The sequence below is a fragment of the Flavobacterium soli DSM 19725 genome, assembly GCF_000422705.1.
Taxonomy (GTDB): domain Bacteria; phylum Bacteroidota; class Bacteroidia; order Flavobacteriales; family Flavobacteriaceae; genus Flavobacterium; species Flavobacterium soli.
Genome location: NZ_AUGO01000001.1, coordinates 575,055 through 592,868, shown reverse-complemented (window position 1 = coordinate 592,868; position 17,814 = coordinate 575,055). Strand labels below are relative to the sequence as shown.

9 protein-coding genes are annotated in these 17,814 nt (G+C 41.5%); 5 read left to right on the top strand and 4 right to left on the bottom strand.

Annotated features, from left to right (window positions below; all coding sequences use genetic code 11):
* Positions 1-43 precede the first annotated feature (43 nt).
* The 5 genes from G508_RS0102675 (at position 44) to G508_RS0102655 (ending at position 5,658) form a co-directional block, all read left to right on the top strand.
* The gene (locus G508_RS0102675) at positions 44-1,570 is read left to right on the top strand and encodes a carbon-nitrogen hydrolase family protein (RefSeq protein ID WP_026703876.1); all 1,527 of its coding nucleotides are present in this window, start codon (positions 44-46) and stop codon (positions 1,568-1,570) included.
* A gap of 294 nt (positions 1,571-1,864) precedes the next feature.
* Positions 1,865-2,215, top strand: coding sequence for a hypothetical protein (locus G508_RS0102670; RefSeq protein WP_026703875.1), 351 nt, complete (start codon positions 1,865-1,867; stop codon positions 2,213-2,215).
* A gap of 8 nt (positions 2,216-2,223) precedes the next feature.
* Positions 2,224-2,496 (top strand): hypothetical protein, encoded by a 273-nt coding sequence (locus G508_RS0102665; RefSeq protein ID WP_026703874.1) that lies wholly within the window; start codon positions 2,224-2,226, stop codon positions 2,494-2,496.
* An 11-nt stretch (positions 2,497-2,507) separates the two neighbouring features.
* Complete coding sequence (locus tag G508_RS0102660; RefSeq protein WP_245569834.1) at positions 2,508-4,868, top strand: M28 family peptidase; 2,361 nt, start codon at positions 2,508-2,510, stop codon at positions 4,866-4,868.
* A complete protein-coding gene (locus G508_RS0102655; protein ID WP_026703872.1) occupies positions 4,855-5,658 on the top strand; it encodes a Rossmann-fold NAD(P)-binding domain-containing protein in 804 nt (267 codons plus the stop codon). The genes G508_RS0102660 and G508_RS0102655 overlap by 14 nt, the downstream gene beginning before the upstream one ends.
* A gap of 173 nt (positions 5,659-5,831) precedes the next feature.
* Here G508_RS0102655 and G508_RS0102650 read toward each other — a convergent pair whose 3' ends face one another.
* The 4 genes from G508_RS0102650 to G508_RS0102635 all read right to left on the bottom strand — a co-directional run bounded on the left by G508_RS0102650 (position 5,832) and on the right by G508_RS0102635 (position 17,783).
* The gene (locus G508_RS0102650; RefSeq protein WP_026703871.1) at positions 5,832-6,491 is read right to left on the bottom strand and encodes an IS1 family transposase; all 660 of its coding nucleotides are present in this window, start codon (positions 6,489-6,491) and stop codon (positions 5,832-5,834) included.
* Positions 6,492-6,728: 237 nt separating this feature from the next.
* Entirely contained in the window at positions 6,729-8,597 is a 1,869-nt protein-coding gene (locus G508_RS0102645; RefSeq protein WP_026703870.1) for an OmpA family protein, read from the bottom strand.
* Positions 8,598-8,616: 19 nt separating this feature from the next.
* Positions 8,617-9,537: a PorP/SprF family type IX secretion system membrane protein gene (locus G508_RS0102640; RefSeq protein WP_026703869.1), complete on the bottom strand. Its 921-nt coding sequence runs from the start codon at positions 9,535-9,537 to the stop codon at positions 8,617-8,619.
* An 80-nt stretch (positions 9,538-9,617) separates the two neighbouring features.
* Positions 9,618-17,783, bottom strand: a complete 8,166-nt coding sequence (locus G508_RS0102635) for a T9SS type B sorting domain-containing protein (protein ID WP_026703868.1) — start codon at positions 17,781-17,783, stop codon at positions 9,618-9,620.
* Between the last annotated feature and the right edge of the window lie 31 nt (positions 17,784-17,814).

Sequence of the window (17,814 nt, the reverse complement as noted above, 5' to 3'; positions counted from 1 at the left end):
AATTGGAAAATATTTTTCCTATCTTTCAAGAAAACAAAGATTTATGCAGACCGAAATTAACAAAGTAGAACTCCGAAATTTATTATTAGAAGATTACAAGCAGCTGAAAAACTCCATGATCAAAGCCTATTGTGAAATTGATGGAGCCTACTGGATGGAGGAAGAGATCGAAAATTTACTCGATATTTTCCCAGAAGGCCAGTTGGTTATTTTAGTGGACGATAAAGTAGTGGGTGCCGCACTTTCATTAATTGTAGATTATAAAAAAGCGGTTTCCAACCACACTTATCAAAAAATTACAGGAAATTATACCTTCTCGACACACGACCTCAACGGAGAAGTCTTATATGGAATCGATGTTTTTATCGACCCTGAATTTCGAGGAATTCGTCTAGGAAGAAGGCTTTATGATGCTAGAAAAGAACTATGTGAACAATTGAATCTCAAATCCATCATTTTTGCAGGAAGGATTCCGAGATATACTGAACATGCCGAAACGACCACTCCTAAAGATTATATTGAGAAGGTGAAACTGAAAGAAATCTACGATCCTGTACTTTCATTCCAATTGAGCAATGACTTCCACGTAATCAAGATCATGAAAAACTATCTGGAAGGCGATATCAGTTCGCAGGAATATGCGGTTTTGCTGGAATGGAACAATATCTATTATGAAAAAAGTCCGAAGCTGATTAATTCCCGGAAAAGTGTTATTCGTCTTGGATTGGTACAATGGCAAATGCGACCGTTAGCCAATTTGGAAGCCCTTTTCGAACAATCGGAGTTTTTTATTGATGTGGTTTCGGGTTATGGAAGTGACTTTTGCCTGTTTCCCGAATTGTTTATCGCTCCATTAATGGCGGATTTCAATCACTTGAACGAAGCCGATGCCATCCGAGAAATCTCGCATTTTACTGAACCTATCCGAAAAAAATTCCAGGAATTTGCCATTGCCTATAACATCAACATCATTACGGGAAGCATGCCATTTACCGAAGATGGAAATCTCTACAATGTTGGCTTTCTATGCAAACGCGACGGAACTTCCGAAATGTATACCAAGATTCACATCACGCCAAACGAAGTGCAATATTGGGGAATGAAAGGCGGTTCACAAATACGAACTTTTGATACCGATTGCGGCAAGATTGGGATCATGATTTGCTATGACGTGGAATTCCCTGAATTATCAAGATTAATGGCTGACGAAGGAATGGAAATCCTCTTTGTTCCGTTCCTTACCGATACCCAAAATGCTTATATGCGAGTGAAACTTTGTGCTCAAGCAAGAGCCATCGAAAACGAATGTTATGTAGCCATTGCAGGATGTGTGGGGAATTTACCAAGAGTAAACAACATGGACATCCAATATGCCCAAGCTGCGGTTTTCACCCCATCTGATTTTGCATTCCCAAGTAATGGAATAAAGGCCGAAGCCACTCCAAATACTGAGATGACGTTGATTGCCGATGTCGATTTAGATATGCTGAAAAAACTGCACGAGATGGGAAGTGTGAGGATTTTGAAAGATAGAAGAAAAGATTTGTATCAGATTAAAAAGTTGAAGTAGATCGTTTAATATCAACAAAATGGAGCTTTTTGCCACAGATTAAAAGGATTACACAGATTTTAGCAGGTGTGTAAATACGTTGTATCAATGTCATCTGTGGTTAAATTAGTACAATCACAAATTTATACTCCTGAAAAGTCTCCAAACAAAAAACAAAATTTCCCACTAGCCCTGATGTAAGGGAAAAGCCTTTTGTGGCGGTCCCGAAGCTTCGGGAGCCACAAAAGCTTTGGAAAGACAGCAGGAAATGGATACCAAATACAAACCAAGCTATTCGCTTCTGATAAAAAATATATGGAAAAAGCATGTTTAGAATGCGGAGATAAAATTGTAGGTCGGGAGGACAAGAAGTTCTGCAGTGACGGTTGCCGGAATGCCTACAACAACAAAATGAACAAGGACAGCACCAATTATATGCGGAACATCAACAACAAATTACGCAAGAATTACCGCATCCTGATGGAACTGAACCTCGACGGAAAAACCAAAACTACACGAACCAAATTGCTGAGCAAGGGTTTCGACTTTGAGTTTTTTACCAATGTGTTGAACACTAAAACAGGAAATATTTATTATTTCCTATATGACCAAGGCTATATGGCTTTGGAAAACGATTATTATATTTTGGTTAAGAAAGAATTTTAAACTTTGATATGACAGAGAAAGACGTAAAATTTGTAGCCTACTGGGAAGTTGTAATGAAACGCGGAAGATTGCGATATGCACTTTTGCATGGCAGTATTTTTGGTTTCCTGATATTTCTGTTTACCTTTATCTTTTCATTCCTGGACGGGAGCCTTGATGAAATGTTTAAAATGCCGAAAGTAGTTGTTTCAATGTTGATATTTATAGTGGGAGGAATTATTTTCGAAGGAGGCTATACCTGGTGGATGAACACAAAAAGATACAGAAGACTGACCCCATAACTTCTCTTGAAATGAAAAAATACTATGCCTCTTTTCTATCGGCCCTGTTTCTGGTGGCTACTACCTACTTGGTCTATTTTTTAATAATGCCACAATCTGTCCCCGAAACAGAAGGTTCCTTGTCGGAATTCTCGACGCTTCGGGCTTTAAAGAAACTCGAAAACATCACTCAGGAACCCCATTATGTAGGTTCTAAAAACCATAAAACCGTTGCAGGCTATCTCAAAGAAGAACTAGAAGCTCTGGGTCTGGAAACCTCGATACAGGAAGGCTACAGCTTTAGCGAATGGGGAAATCTAGTAAAATCTAAAAACATCCTCGCCCGAATTAAAGGGACCGACAACTCCAAAGCCCTCATGCTCTTGTCACATTATGACAGTGCCCCACACTCCAAATCCCTTGGCGCCAGCGACGATGGTTCGGGAATCGTTACGATCCTCGAAGGCATCCGAACGTTTCTCCACAACAAAACCCCTCACAAAAACGATATCATCATTTTATTCTCGGATGCCGAAGAGCTCGGTCTCAACGGTGCGGCACTTTTTGTCACCCAGCACCAATGGGCCAAAGATGTGGGCGTCGTCATCAATTTTGAAGCACGAGGAAGCTCCGGCCCTTCGTATATGCTGATGGAAGTGAACCAAGGAAACGCCAATATGGTCAATGCTTTTACCGAAGCCAATCCGAGGTTTCCAGTGTCAAATTCGCTCATGTACAGCATATACAAAATGCTGCCCAATGATACCGACCTGACCGTTTTTCGGGAAAGGGCCAATATCCAAGGCTTTAATTTTGCCTTTATCGACGGGCATTTCAATTACCATACCGCACAGGACGACCTCCAACACATGAGCAAAAATACATTGGCACATCAAGGAACCTACCTTATGCCACTGCTCAATCACTTCTCGAATATCGATTTGAAAACCCTTGATGCAACCGAAGACAAGGTCTATTTTAACACGCCAATTGCCTTCATGAGCTACCCTTTTTCATGGAATATTCCGCTGGTAGTGATTGCTTTTGTCTTGTTTTTAGGACTCTGCTTTGTAGGCTTCGGGAAACGAATCCTCAACGGAAGAGAAATTCTTAAAGGCTTTGTATTGTTCTTCGGAGCTCTATTGGTTGCAGGATTTATTACCTTTTTAGGGTGGCGAATTGTCCTGGAAATCTACCCAGAATATAAGGAAATCCTCCAAGGCTTTACCTATAATGGCCATGCCTACATTGGTGCTTTCCTATTCCTCACCCTCTCGATTCTATTTTTCTTCTATCGAAAATTCATCCCGGAAAACCAACTCATGAATTTCTCGATTGCCCCATTGCTCGTTTGGATCATCATCAATCTAGCCTTGGCAATAGCCCTTCCGGGTGCAGGATTTTTTATCCTTCCGGTTTTCGGCTCGCTCATCATGTTCAGCTATTTTATCCTCACCCAGCGAACCAGCACCTTCATCAACCTTCTATTTGCCCTTCCGGCCCTCATTATCTACGTACCGTTTGTGACAATGTTTCCTGTAGGGCTCGGACTCAAAATGCTTTTTGGCAGTGCCATGCTATTGGTTTTGGTTTTTGGATTGCTACTGCCGGTTATGGGAAAATTCAACAAGAAAGGCGCTTGGTCGTTCCTGATGTTGCTTGTTTCAATTGGTTTTTTTGTAGATGCCCATATCCACTCGGGATTTGAAGCCGGAACTGCAAAACCAAACAGCCTGCTCTATGTGTATGATGCCGATCAAGACAAAGCTGTTTGGACGACCTATGACAAGAAGCTCGACGAGTGGACTAGAAACTACCTTGGTGACGACCCAAAACCCGCTACCGGACTCAATAAAAACGCATTGCTAAGCAAATACAATTCGGGGTTATCGTTTATGGCTCCCGCTCCCGAAAAGGAACTCCAGCAACCCACCATCTCGTTCCTTCGCGACACCATCATAGGCAATCAAAGGCACTTGAAGATCAAGATTTCGCCTAATCGAAACGTAAACCGCTATGATATTTTTGCAGAAGAAAAAGCCGTTATCCACAATCTAAGGGCCAACAACCAGAAGCTGCTGGGTCAGGAAGGATCCATTCATCCGAGGCATGGCCGAATCTTGGTGAGCTATTATGTAACCGATAACGAACCGCTCGAACTGCAGTTCAGCACCCCAAAAGCCACTGTTCTCGATCTAGAGCTCATGGAATCCTCGTTCGATTTGCTCGAAAGTTCGATGTTTAGCATCCCGAACCGTCCCGCTTCTATGATGCCAAAACCGTTTATCCTGAACGATGCCATCGTGTTGAAACAAAAAATAAAACCTTCACCAAAAGCCGAAATCATCCTCCCGGTTTCGGACACTATAACAACACCAAATGTCGAAAATTAGCATCCTCGGTTGTGGCTGGCTCGGTTTCCCTTTGGCGAAAGCCTTGCTACAAAAAGACTTTGTGGTAAAAGGTTCCACCACATCGGCAGAGAAATTAGCCCTACTCGAAAATGCCGGAATCAGTCCTTTTTTGATTTCGCTTAAAGCGGAAGAAACACAGGGCGACATCATGGGGTTTCTCGAAAATGCGTCTGTTTTGATCATCGATATTCCGCCGAAGCTTCGCGGTGTGGAGAAAGAAAATTTTGTCGCCAAGATCGAGAACCTTATTCCGTTTATCAAACAATCTTCGGTTGAAAGTGTGCTTTTTATCAGCTCCACATCGGTTTATAGTGATGAAACACAACTTATCACCGAGGCTACTCCTGTGAATCCTGACACCGAATCAGGAAGGCAATTAGTGGCTACCGAAAAGCTCTTGCAGGATAACACTTCGTTCAAGACCACGGTGCTCCGTTTTGGCGGACTCATAGGCGAAGACCGTCATCCTGCCCGATTCCTGGCCGGAAGAAAAGACGTTGAAAACCCTGAAGCCCCTATCAACATGATTCATCAGGACGACTGCATCGGGATTATCCTGAAGATCATCGACACCAACTCGTGGGGAGAAACCTTTAATGCCGTAGCTCCTTTCCATCCCACCCGAAAACAATATTACACTAAAAAAACACTCGAAATGGAATTGGAACCACCAATATTTAACCACGAAAAACCATCGGTTGGAAAAACAGTTGAGGCCACCAAGATTATGGAAGTTTTGGGGTATGAGTTTGTTAGAGAAGATTTTTAGGAAGAATAGAAAAACTTTCCTCTGTTTTTGTTTCTCATTTTTCAACCCTCAATTCCTCAATGTAGTTTGTTGATTCTACCACAGATTTTAATAATCAGTACTCGATACATCTGATACACTGCCGTATTTTTCTAAGAATGTAATCTTAAGAAATAAATGTACTTTTTAATTACTCAAATCCAAAAATACATCTTTAAAACTGAAATCAAAATCACCAAGCTTTTGCTAAAGCAGATAGTCCTTCTATTCAATCTTTTAATGTGGGTTCTCAATGTCAGATTCTTCCTTTCAATATGATTCGTGCCGAAACGCTTCACAGTATGCAATTTTTCCTCTATAAGATACCTGTAGTTTTTCAACCTATCAGTAAATATTTTTTTTGCTTCCGATAATTTTAAAGTTTCCAAAACACGGTTTAGCGTTTTATTGGTCCGCTTGCCTACATTGAAACTCACAACTTTTTTAGAATCCTTTTCCAAGGCATAAACCAGCCAGATAAAGTTTCGCTTGTGTCTAATATAGGTGCACATCTCGTCAACCTCATAGGTTTTTCCCTTACTGATGATGGGTTGCTGAATGCTCTTGGCTATCGAAACAATCCTTTTTAGTAAGGTTGTGGCTGATATTTTCAATACCCTTGCAATGCTTCTTATTCCCAAGCCTTCCTTGGTTAATTGGATAATGTTCTGGTTGAGGTCTGACTTATAAGCATTGTACCCATAGCAAGACTGTTGCCGCTTTTGACAGATACAACATTTATAACGTTGTTTCCCATTGTTTTGAAATCCATTCCTTATGCATTTACCATTACAAAAATTACATTTTATTTCCATGACCTATTTTGATACATTAAGATACAAGAAAAGCTTTTTTAGGCCTTATCCGACCTCAAAAATAGAAGAGGTGACCTGTTGGGTCACCTCTAATTGATTTGGAATCTCAAAATATACATTGTTTTTCAAGGAGTTAGGGTGATACTTTTCAAAAACACCTAATCTGAAACATTACCCAAAAAAATCCCTTCCAGTTGCCTGGAAGGGATTCTTGCTTTATGATGGTTTCCCGTGGTGCTATTTCACGATAAGGAATTCGCTTCGTCTGTTCTGTGCATGCTCCTCTTCGGTGCAGGCTTCCTTGCAGTCCACCTTCGGCTCGCTCTCGCCATAGCCCTTTCCGGAGATCCTGCTGGCTGGGATACCCTTGGAGATCACATACTGGACCGTAGCCTTGGCTCTTCGGTCAGACAGGTCCAGGTTGTACTGGTCGCTTCCGCGGTTGTCCGTGTGGGCCTTTACCATGATCACCAACTTGTCGTTGTTCTTCAGCACCTGAACCAGCTTGTCCAATTCGAACGCTCCATCCTGTGTGATGTTGCTCTTGTTGTATTCGAAACTGATTTCCTTCAGGACGATTACATCTTCTTTCACGATAACGTCGATCGGGTTCAGTGGGGCGTCAACCTTCACCTTGCCACCCTTGTTTGGCATGATCGGGAATACCCCGCTCTCATATCCGTCCTTGGCTGCCTGGATCGTGTAGGCCGTGTTGCACTCCACATTGTAGACCACCTCGCCGTTGGCTCCGGTAGTCCTGGTCTCGATCACGTTCTTCTTGGCATCAAGTATCGCAACCCTTGCATTGGCTAGCAACGCTCCTGTCTTGGCATCGGTAACAACCGTGGTGGCCTCAACACTGCAAAGCGGGTTGGCCTCATACAGGTTGTCGGTTCCGGTCCTGTTGCTGGCGAAGAATCCGATGTTCTTTACCGTGTTGAACGAGAAGGAGAAGTCATCCTTCTCGCTGTTTACGGGCTTTCCTGCATTCTTGGATTCTTCGGTAGTGTTCAGATCGATCGAGAACACGTCAAGTCCACCAAGTCCCTGCCTTCCATTGGAAGAGAAGTATAGCACGTTGTCGTCTGTTATAAAAGGGAACTGTTCCTTGCCCTCGGTGTTCACCTTTGGGCCAAGGTTTTCAGGCTTGCCATACTGGTCACCGTTTACCGATACCTTCCAGATGTCAGACTGGCCGATGGATCCCGGCATGTCCGATGAGAAGTATAGCGTCTTGCCGTCCTTGCTGATGCTTGGGCTGCTGGCAGAATAGCTCTTGCTGTTGAAGGGAAGTGCCGTGATGTTACCCCAGGTATCACCTTGCTTGGTGGCCTTGAAAAGGTGCACCTGGCTGAACTTTGCCTTGAGCTTCTTGTCCTTCTCGAAGCTGTTCTCCGCGTGGCTGTCCCTTGAGAAGTACATCGTGTTGCCATCGGCGGTGATTGCCACAGGGCCATCATGCCATCTGGTGTTCAGCTCTGCTACTTCCACAGGCTTGCCATAGGTCTTGTCGGCATTGAAGGTCGACTTGTAGATGTCAAGGTAAGGCTCGTCGTTCCACCCATCCGTCCTCTTGGCCTTGTTCCTTGAGCTGGTGAAATACAGCGTATTGTCATTGGCAAGGAATGGACCGAAGTCCGACTTCTCGCTGCTGATGTTCAGGGCCTTGATATCGAAGCTCTTCTGCTTGTCCAATAGCCTTGGAAGGTAGTTCGGGTTTTCCTTGAAGGTCTTGGCCCTCTGGTCGTTTGGTGCCTTGCTGGCAAAGGTTGCCATCTGCTTGTTGGCCTCCTCATACTTGCCGTTGGCCTTGAGCATCTGGGCATACCTGTAATACGTCTCGGCATCCTGTGGGGTGGCCACTACCTTGGCATACCACTTGGCCGCCTCGGCAGTGTTGAACATGTTGTAATAGGCATCGGCCAATTGCTTGTATACATAGGGGTCCTGCTTGCCCTTCTCTACCAGCTTGAGGTATTCCTCGGTAGCCTCGACATACTCGAACTGGTTGAAGAGCAGGTCGGCCTTCTTGGTCTCCTTGGTCTGGGCTGTCAAATTGGTCGCGCTTACTAACACGCAACCTAATAGGATATATAGTCTTTTCATTATCGGTGTTGCTTTTATGTTAGAAATATCTTGGTGAGCGTGATACCTTCTTTGGGAAGTTCACATCGAACAGCAGTATGATCTCATGGGAGGACGGTGCAACGGTCTTGATCTCCGAGATGATGTTGTCATAGGCATAGCCGATCCTGATCGATGGGCTGATGGCCACATTCACCATCGCTCCGAAGCTGTCGTCAATCCTGTAGGTCGCGCCAAGCTCGAACTTCTCGTTGAACAGGAAGTTGGCTGAAACGTCTAGGGAGCTCGGGGAGTTGAAGGCCGATTTCAGCATCGCGAAGGGCTTGAACTTCAGGTTCGGGTTAAGGTCAAAGACGTATCCACCGGTAAGGAAGTAGTGCTGGGTCTCGGTGCCATACTTCACCCCGTTGAAGTCAAGGTGGTTGGCCTTGAGCATGTTCGGAACCGAAAGGGCAACATAGTACCTGTCCGTATAATAGAAAAGTCCCGTACCAAGATTGAAATACGTATTGTTGGTGTCCTCGCTGAATCCATCATCGGTAGGAACCGGAAGCGTCGGGGAGATCTCGCTGAAGAGCCCAACCTGCTGCAGGGTGAAACCTGCCTTCATACCAAGGGCAAGGCGGTGCTCGCCACCAAGGTTAAGCGTGTAGGAGAAATCACCATACACGTTCTGTTCCTTTACAGGACCGATCTCATCGGCAATCACCGAGAGTCCGAGCCCGACATTCTTTCCCGCAGGGGTGTGACCCGAGAACGTGAAGGTAGAGGGTGCACCCTCGATGTCAACCCACTGCTTCCTGTAAAGCAATCCAAAGGAAAGGTTCTCCTTGGATCCCGCATAGGCAGGGTTCATTACGTTCATGTTGTACATGTATTGGGTATAGTGCGGATCCTGCTGGGCAAAGGCCTCGGACAGGGAAAGCAGCGATACCAGTAGCGCTAGATATAGTTTGTTCATCTCCTTGATTGTTTTTTCTTTGAAGGGTAAGCCGTCCCGCATCTAGCGGGACGGAATCCCTGGTTTCCTGTTTTGTTTGTTTACCTGTTGATGTAGATCCAGCCCGTAACCTTCTGCCCATCCACTGTCTGGAAAACGTAGAAGTAAGTACCGTCTGGCAATTCCTTGCCATTGCTACTCTGGCCATACCACTGGTCAACATAGTTCGAATAGTTGTAGACATCGGTACCGTAACGGTTGAAGATGCTGATCTCCCTAACATTGAAGGCACTTAGGTCGAAACTGTCGTTGTCACCATCGTTGTTTGGGGAGATACCCTTCTGGATCTGGCAGCCAATAGATGTAAGATTCACAAAATCTGTAACTGTTATACATCCTTCAGCAGTAGTTATCGTAACGCTATATTCTCCTTGAGATCTTACAATAATTGCGTTAGGTTCATCAGCGACAGGTGTAAAATCTACTCCGGCCCATACAAAAGTTGATGTTGTAATATCAAACGAATTGTTTAAAGGTTGAACAATCAATTTATAGGCACCACCTTCACATCCGTGAACAAACTCATACGTTGCTGCTGCCAAAATAGTAACAGTTGCTGAAGCATTAATCTCATCACATGATCCTTGAGCAGCTACGAAATAGTTAACAGTATAAGTTCCTGGTGTGCTTGTACTTGGAGTAATTGCTCCAGTTGTTGCATTTAAACTTAATCCAACAGGTGTTGAACTAAATGTTCCAGTAGCATTCCCTGTTAAAATCACATTTTGAACTTCAGACAATGAAAGACAGAATGGATCGTTATAAGCAATTGTAGCAGTTGTAGATTCCGTAACGGTAATCGTAAACTCAGCAACATCTTCTAAACAACCTCCCGTAGCAGCAATTGTATTTGTAATTACATATACTCCTAAAGTACTGTTTGTAAGATTGATTTGTCCTGTTGTAGGATTAATATCAAGACCTGTTGTAGGTGCTACGGTAAATGTACCCGCTTCAGCGTTAGCTCCAAAAATTGGTGCTGTTGTTCCATCGTTACAGTACTCAGTAGAATCATAAGTAAACGATGCCTCTTTTTGAGCTGCAATGGTCAGTACAAATGTAGATGGACTTGGATTACAAGCTCCATTGCTGTCTAATGTATTTGTAATGGTATAAATTCCTGCTGCACTTGAAGCCAAATTGATTTCTCCCGTTGTAGGGTTGATCGATAATCCAGCCGGTGTCGCAGTGAAATTACCAGCAATACCGTTATTCAAGAACGTCGGTAAAGGGTTTACAGCTGACTGACAATACTGAATGTTATCATATTCAAATTCTGAGTTTTCTAAAACATTCACTACCAAATTAATTGGCTGAACAGTATAACAATCTGTAATAGAGTTCGACTGAATTCTGATAAACAATGTAGTTGAAACCGTTTCATAAGGAACTGTTACATCGATAGCAGAAGCAGGCTCTAAAGCTTCATCTTCTGTTGCATGAATTGAAATTGAATACAATAATCCGTCTACCACAACGGTTGCAGGAGTGATTGTTTGCAAATCAAAAGTAGCTACGCCGTCATTCGTTGCATCATCACAAACTAAGTAATCAGCAGGTTGAGTTGAAACAACAGCCGGCAAGAACTCAACAAAAACCTCATCAGAAGCGCTGTTCAATCCGCAAGACCCTTCAGCTCTGTAAACACCTGTTTGAGTTGCTTCATAAGTTGAAGAAGTTGCACCTGGAATAATTCCATTATTGTAGTACCATACATAAGAATCTTCTTGTGGAGCAGCTGTTGGTTCTCCTATCGCATCAAGAATTACTGATGGTTGGCATGTTACAATATCTTCTCCTAAATCTACTTCACAACATAAGTTAGTAGAAGTTCCAGAATTTGGCTCTCCTGAGTTAGATTGTGATAATCTAATATAACCTGGCTGTTGGTTAAAGTTAGTTAACAATAGAATATAGTATTGTCCAGCAACCGCATTTTGAATTGTAAAGTTTTCGGTTACAGCTCCATCATAGCTACAATCCACAACGTTACTGTTGTCCAAATCATCAAAATAGAAATTTGGATTTCCAGTATTGTTTGGACATCCTGGTGTACAAGGCCCTAATACAATCTCATCACATGCTTCTGGAGATTCGAATGGCCCCCATGCTACGAAATCCACATCAATACCAGGAGCTCCTGCTGCTGGGAAGTTATTTGGATCTGTACTTTGTCTAATGTTAAACACTAAGTTACCTGAATTTTGAACTTGCAAGTAATAGTAGGTTGGATTAGGTGTTGTAAACAAACACGCTACTTGTCCAACTGAAGGAACTTGAGTTGAATTAGGGAAAATTAACGGTGTAGTATCAGTTACACAGAATGGTTCCGCTGTTTCACAAGTTGATTTCGATTTGATACAAATATCAAAAGCGACAATCTGAGGTGTATTGGTGTTAGACCAAACTCTTATAAAATATGTATTTCCTACAACAAAACCACCGTTTGTGCTATTCAATGTATTTCCTGCAGAACAGTATAATAAATCTAAGTCACTACAGTCTGATGAGTAAACCGCATGGTTTAGGTTATTTGTTGTACCCTCAACATTAAAAATATTGATGAAATGTTGAGTAGAAGTTGCTTCAAATGAAAACCAAACATCGTCATCAGCATTTCCTACACAAGTATTTGCAACTCCGGATGGACCTGCTTCAATTAAATTTCCTGAACCTATAGTAATACATTGACCTCCAATATTAGCAATAATTGGTGTTGCTGTGTCACAATCTTCATTTTCTGCCGGTGGTGGAGGTGTTTTGATACACAAGTTAAAATTAACCCAGTCTCCTGCTAAAACCCCTGCGGTGTAAACACGAATATAATAGTCTTGCCCTGGAGTTAAATTCATTGCAGTACTGTTAGGCTCTGTAGTACAATACAAAGGTGTTCCTAAAGCATCACAAGTTCCAGCAAATACAGCGTGACTTAGCGTAACGGTATTGTTATTAGCTCCTAAAGAATTTAAATTGATAAAATGAATTCCTCCCGGACCAGCTGTAAATTTATACCAAACATCATCGTTTGTTCCTGTACATCCCGCACCAGTGATAGTAGGGAGAGATTGTGTTGCTCCAATAGTACTTCCGAAAATTCTATCATCACAAGAGAAGTCTTCGTTTACTGGTGCAACAATTGCATTTGCACAGTCATCGTTTACTGGTGGCGAAGTAATACATAAATCAAATGTAATTGAATGCTGAACATTTGTATTTGTAGTATAGATTCTAATGTAATAAGTTTCTCCAATAGTTAAACCTGTAGCATTAGAATAGTTATTGGTACTACAATATAGTTTAGTCAAATTATCGCAAGAACCTGAGAAAACACCGTAGTTTAAGCTAACATTAGCATTTGATGGTGTAATAAAAATATTTGACAAGTTAATTGCATGTGAAGTTTGTGTTGCAACAAAATGATACCAGATATCATTATTGTTCGGAAAACATCCGGCTCCAGTTAAAGGTGGTGTCAATTGAGGTAAAGAAGGACTAGCCCCTAATGTACTTCCAGCAATAACATTTTCAGGTGCACATATTTGTCCTGTATTAACTGTTACTTCCATTGAATCTGGACATTCGTCATTTGCAGGAGGAGAAGTGATACACATATCGAAGCTTAATGAGTGATCATTAAGTGTTGTTGATGTATAAACCCTTACATAATAAGTATTCCCTTCAATTAATCCAGTTGCCTGACTAACTTCTGCAGTACTACAATATAGCTTTTCCAATCCTTCGCATGTTCCTGCGAAAACAGAGTGGTTCAATCGCAATGCAGCTAAACCGCTTGGATTTGTAACGATATTACTAAAGCTAATCATATTTGATGTAGCAGTAGCCACAAAGCTATACCAAATATCTCTGTTTGATGCTCCACAACCCGCTCCAGATAATGGTGGAGTTAAATCAGGCATAGAAGCAGTAGAACCAATTGTATTACCGCTAACCGTGTTTACATCTAGACAGAATTGTTCAGGATTCACTGTTACTGGAATTGCGTTAGCACATTCATCGTTAGCAGGAGGTGAAATAATGCAAATATCAAACGTTGCAGATTGAACTGGGTTTGTAGTTGTTTTATACACTCTAACATAATAGGTATTTCCAATCACTAATCCTGAAGTAGGAGTCGTATAGGTATTGCTACAAAATAATAGATTTAAATTATCACATGGCCCTGAAAATAAAGCATAGTTTAGTTTTACAGTTGCATTTGAAGGTGTAGGTACAACATTTGAAACAATGATAGTATGGTTTGCAGATGTTGCAATAAATTTAAACCAAACGTCGTCATTTGTTGGACCACACAAGTTAGCTGGTGCTAAAGGATCAGAAGCTGGGTCTAATGCAACTGGTGAATTAGTAGCCCCTAAAGTTCCAGAAGAAACAACATTTTCAGACAAACATTCTTGTCCTGAATTTGGAGTTACTGTGATAGCACCTGAACATTCATCATTTGCTGGTGGAGAAAGTATACATAACTCAAAAGTCGCTGATTGAGATGCAATATTCGATGATTTATATACTCTAATATAATATGTTTCACCAATTGTTAAACCAGAAGCTCCACTAACAAGAGGCGAACTACAATAAAGTAATTCCATATTATCACATGGTCCTGAAAAAACCGAATGGTTTAAAGTAACATTTGCAGTTTCTGGAGTTGCAACAATATTAGAAATTACAATCGTGTGAGAAGTTGCTGTAGCTACAAAACTATACCAAACATCTTGATTGGTTGGGTTACACCCTGCTCCGCTGATAGGATCAACCGTAGTAATATCTGTAAAATTAGATCCATACGTATTACCTGTTGCTGTATTTTCAGCTACACATTCTTGTCCTGGATTAATAGTTACCGGAGTAGCATTAATACACAAGTCATTCACTGGAGTCGTGATAAATGTAACTGGAGTTTGAATTGTCCAAGTACTTGTATCTGTATCCGAACAAACAGCTCTAACATAGAATGTATAAGAAGTAGATGGAGATAATGAATTTCCATTCAATGTTGATAAAATATCCCCACTTTGAACACCTGTATGAGTTGGTGTTGTTGCTGGATTATTTATTGGTGCTGGTCCACCAGTCTCTACAACATACAAATCAAATGATAGCGATGGAGAAAGTGAATTATCTGTCCATGTAATTTGTACAGCAGTTGGCCCTACGTTACTAACTGTAATATCAGTTGGTTTAGCACACGGAGCATCAGTACAGTTTCCTATGCTGTCATAAAGAATTGTTTCAACAGTTCCTTGTCCAGGAAGTTTAGTATAAATTACATCTAGGAAAGGATTTTGTATTGTAATTCCAATGTTTTCTGGTGCGTTTCCAGCGATGCTCCAAAATAAATCGAATGGAACATCAGGACAAAGTTTTACAATTACTGGATTGGCACTGTTGATTTGCGAAGCTCCAATCACGGCAACTATAATTCCGTTTTGTCTTACTTCCATTCTACCATTGCCCCAATTGTTTGCTCCTGTATTTGTTGGATAGAACTTGTACTCACATTTTGTTTCTTCATCACAAGTTACAGTATGGAATACAAAAGGTCCCGCCCAAGTACTCTTATCATCACCAGGACAAACTGTTCTGATATAATAGTAGTAGATTGTTGCTGCTTCCAAATCATCTACAACAGTATAAGTTGTTGGTGTTAATGGTCCGGCAACGGTATAAAACAACCCGTCATTTATTTCATCCCCTACTGCTGGAATAGGATTCAATGGTGGCATCTCCGTTGGAGGTGTCATTGAAAGTCCAGGAACTAGCAAGATTTCCCAAGCGTTATCCCCTGGTGTTCCGTTTGTCCATGATAATGTAGCTCCTGTTTGTGTTATTGAATCTTCAACCACTCCCAAATCTGTCGGTTTAGGACAAGTTGGAATAGTGGTGAAAGTCATAACACTAGACCATGGAGAATCATTTGGTGTACATTGTACTCTCACATATACATCATAAGCTGTGTCTGGAATAAGTGTAAATCCAGGATTGATAGCATTTGGAATCGTAAATGGCTTATCTGCCGTTGTTACGTTAGAATAAGTCGGAACTGTTGCAGCAGTTGGAACAGCTCCACCAGTTTCTACAACATATATATCCCATCCAAACGTTTCAGTAGCCGGAGCTTCCCAATCTATTGTTACGTTTGTAGTACCTAAACTTCCAGCAACTACTGCTACATTTATTGGCGCAATATCACATTCTTGTACAGAACAATTTACTACTTCCGAATATACCGTAGTTCCTACCAAAGTTCCCGCCGGTGGAACAGGACTACTAGGCAAAGTATGAGTATAAATGGTTTGTCCGAACGGATTTATAATTGCTACAATACATTGTTGAGGAGCTGAACCTTGAGCTTGCCATTTTAGTTCAAAAGGAATGTTTGGACAAAGTTTAACTTCAAAATCTTGAGCCGCTGGTCCAGTAACATTATTTCCAATCAATCCGTTTGGAACATCAGCACCACCAAAGGTTACTGGAACAACGATGCCGTTTTGAAAAACTTGCATCTTAGCATTGTTCCAACCGTTATTAGCTGTATCGTTTGTACGGAAGATAAATGTACATTGGTCTGCTGGATTACACAACAAAGTATTGAACAAGAAAGGTCCTGCCCAAGAACTGAATTGCCCATCCGGACATAATCTTCTCACCCAATATTGATATTGTGATTGATTTGGATTATTTAAATCCGTTACTTGAAAAGAAGGAACCCCATTTGCAGGCGTTGTATATTGACCTGGTCCTGTTGGGATGGATGAACCTGCTGGTTGAACTGCAATATTCCATGAAGTTGTTGGCTGTATATCCACATCAGTCCAGCTTAAATCTGCTCCAGTAGTAGTTGGATTAGCAGCAGCCAAATCTGTTGGCTTATCACAAGTTTCATATTGAATAATAAGATTGTAAGGAAGTGTTTGCGTAGGTAAACTAGAAGAAATCACAACATAGTAATCTTCACCAGGAGTAACCTCAAAATTATCAATTACTCGAGTAGTAGAATTGGTATTTGCTAAACCCGCCAAACAAGCAGATCCGATATCAGCACACTCATCATATACGAATACTGATGATCTTGCTGCTCCAGGAGTTAAAGTGATACTAATAATTGAACCTACAGGAGCATCTGCAGGAATAACAACTCTATAAATTACATCATTTCCTCCATAAAAATTGGTTCCTGCTGGTGTGGCACCACAAAGTGGAAAATTACCTTGAGTAGCCGTTATAGTATTTCCATAATCACCTGTATTCCCATCTGTTTCATATGGCAAAGAGGTGATATCTATCGGTTCTGCACATACAGTTCCTAAAGGAAGTGTATTAAAAAAGAATGGCCCTACCCAGTCACCGAATACATTTTCAGAGCATTCAGCTCTTAAGAAATATTTATAACCAGAATCCGGTTGAAGTAAATTAGAGGCTGTGGTTATATTCGCAAAAAGATCTGCATTTCCTGTTTCTCCATTAGGCATACCTGACTGAGAAGCGGTAGCAGGAATTAATTCATATTCATAATTGATTGCTACACCGTCTTCATGTTCCCAAACAAGAGTTGCAAATGTTGAAGCAACATCTTCAACTTCTAGATTTGCAGGATTGATACATTCAGGCACAATATTAATATTGTCTAAATACCATCGATCTCCACCCAAAGCAATTCCGGGTTGAGTAAAAACCCTAACAAAAGCAATATAAACTTGTTGATTTGCAGCTAAAGTAGGGACAAGATCCACAACATGCTCTTCGTAGGTACTAAATACTGAGTTCATTTCTGGCTCAGTCCAAGATTGCAAAAGCTGATATTGTGAAATATCTCCCTGAGCTGCCATATTTGTGGAATATCGAACTTCGTAGATTGTTCCTTGATTTCCGGTAATCCCTTGACGAGCAAAGAAACGCAATTGACCACTTACTGGGACTGTTATCGCTTCGGTGATTAGAAAATCGAGGGAAGTATTTCCCATACCAATTTCCTCATTCTGAATGAACACTGCCTTTTCCTCAAGTACAAGAGGAGGGTCTTGAACGGTATTAAGCGATCGCCAACTTCTTATGAGTCCGACTCCGTTATCCGTCACCAACCATCCTGAGGGTACACCGGGAACTTCAACGTTCTCAAAGTCATAATACTGACTATACCCGACGAGCGAATAAAAGACAGCTAATAATAAAAATGTAATTTTTTTCATGAAATGAAAATTTTAGGTTGTTTATATAGGC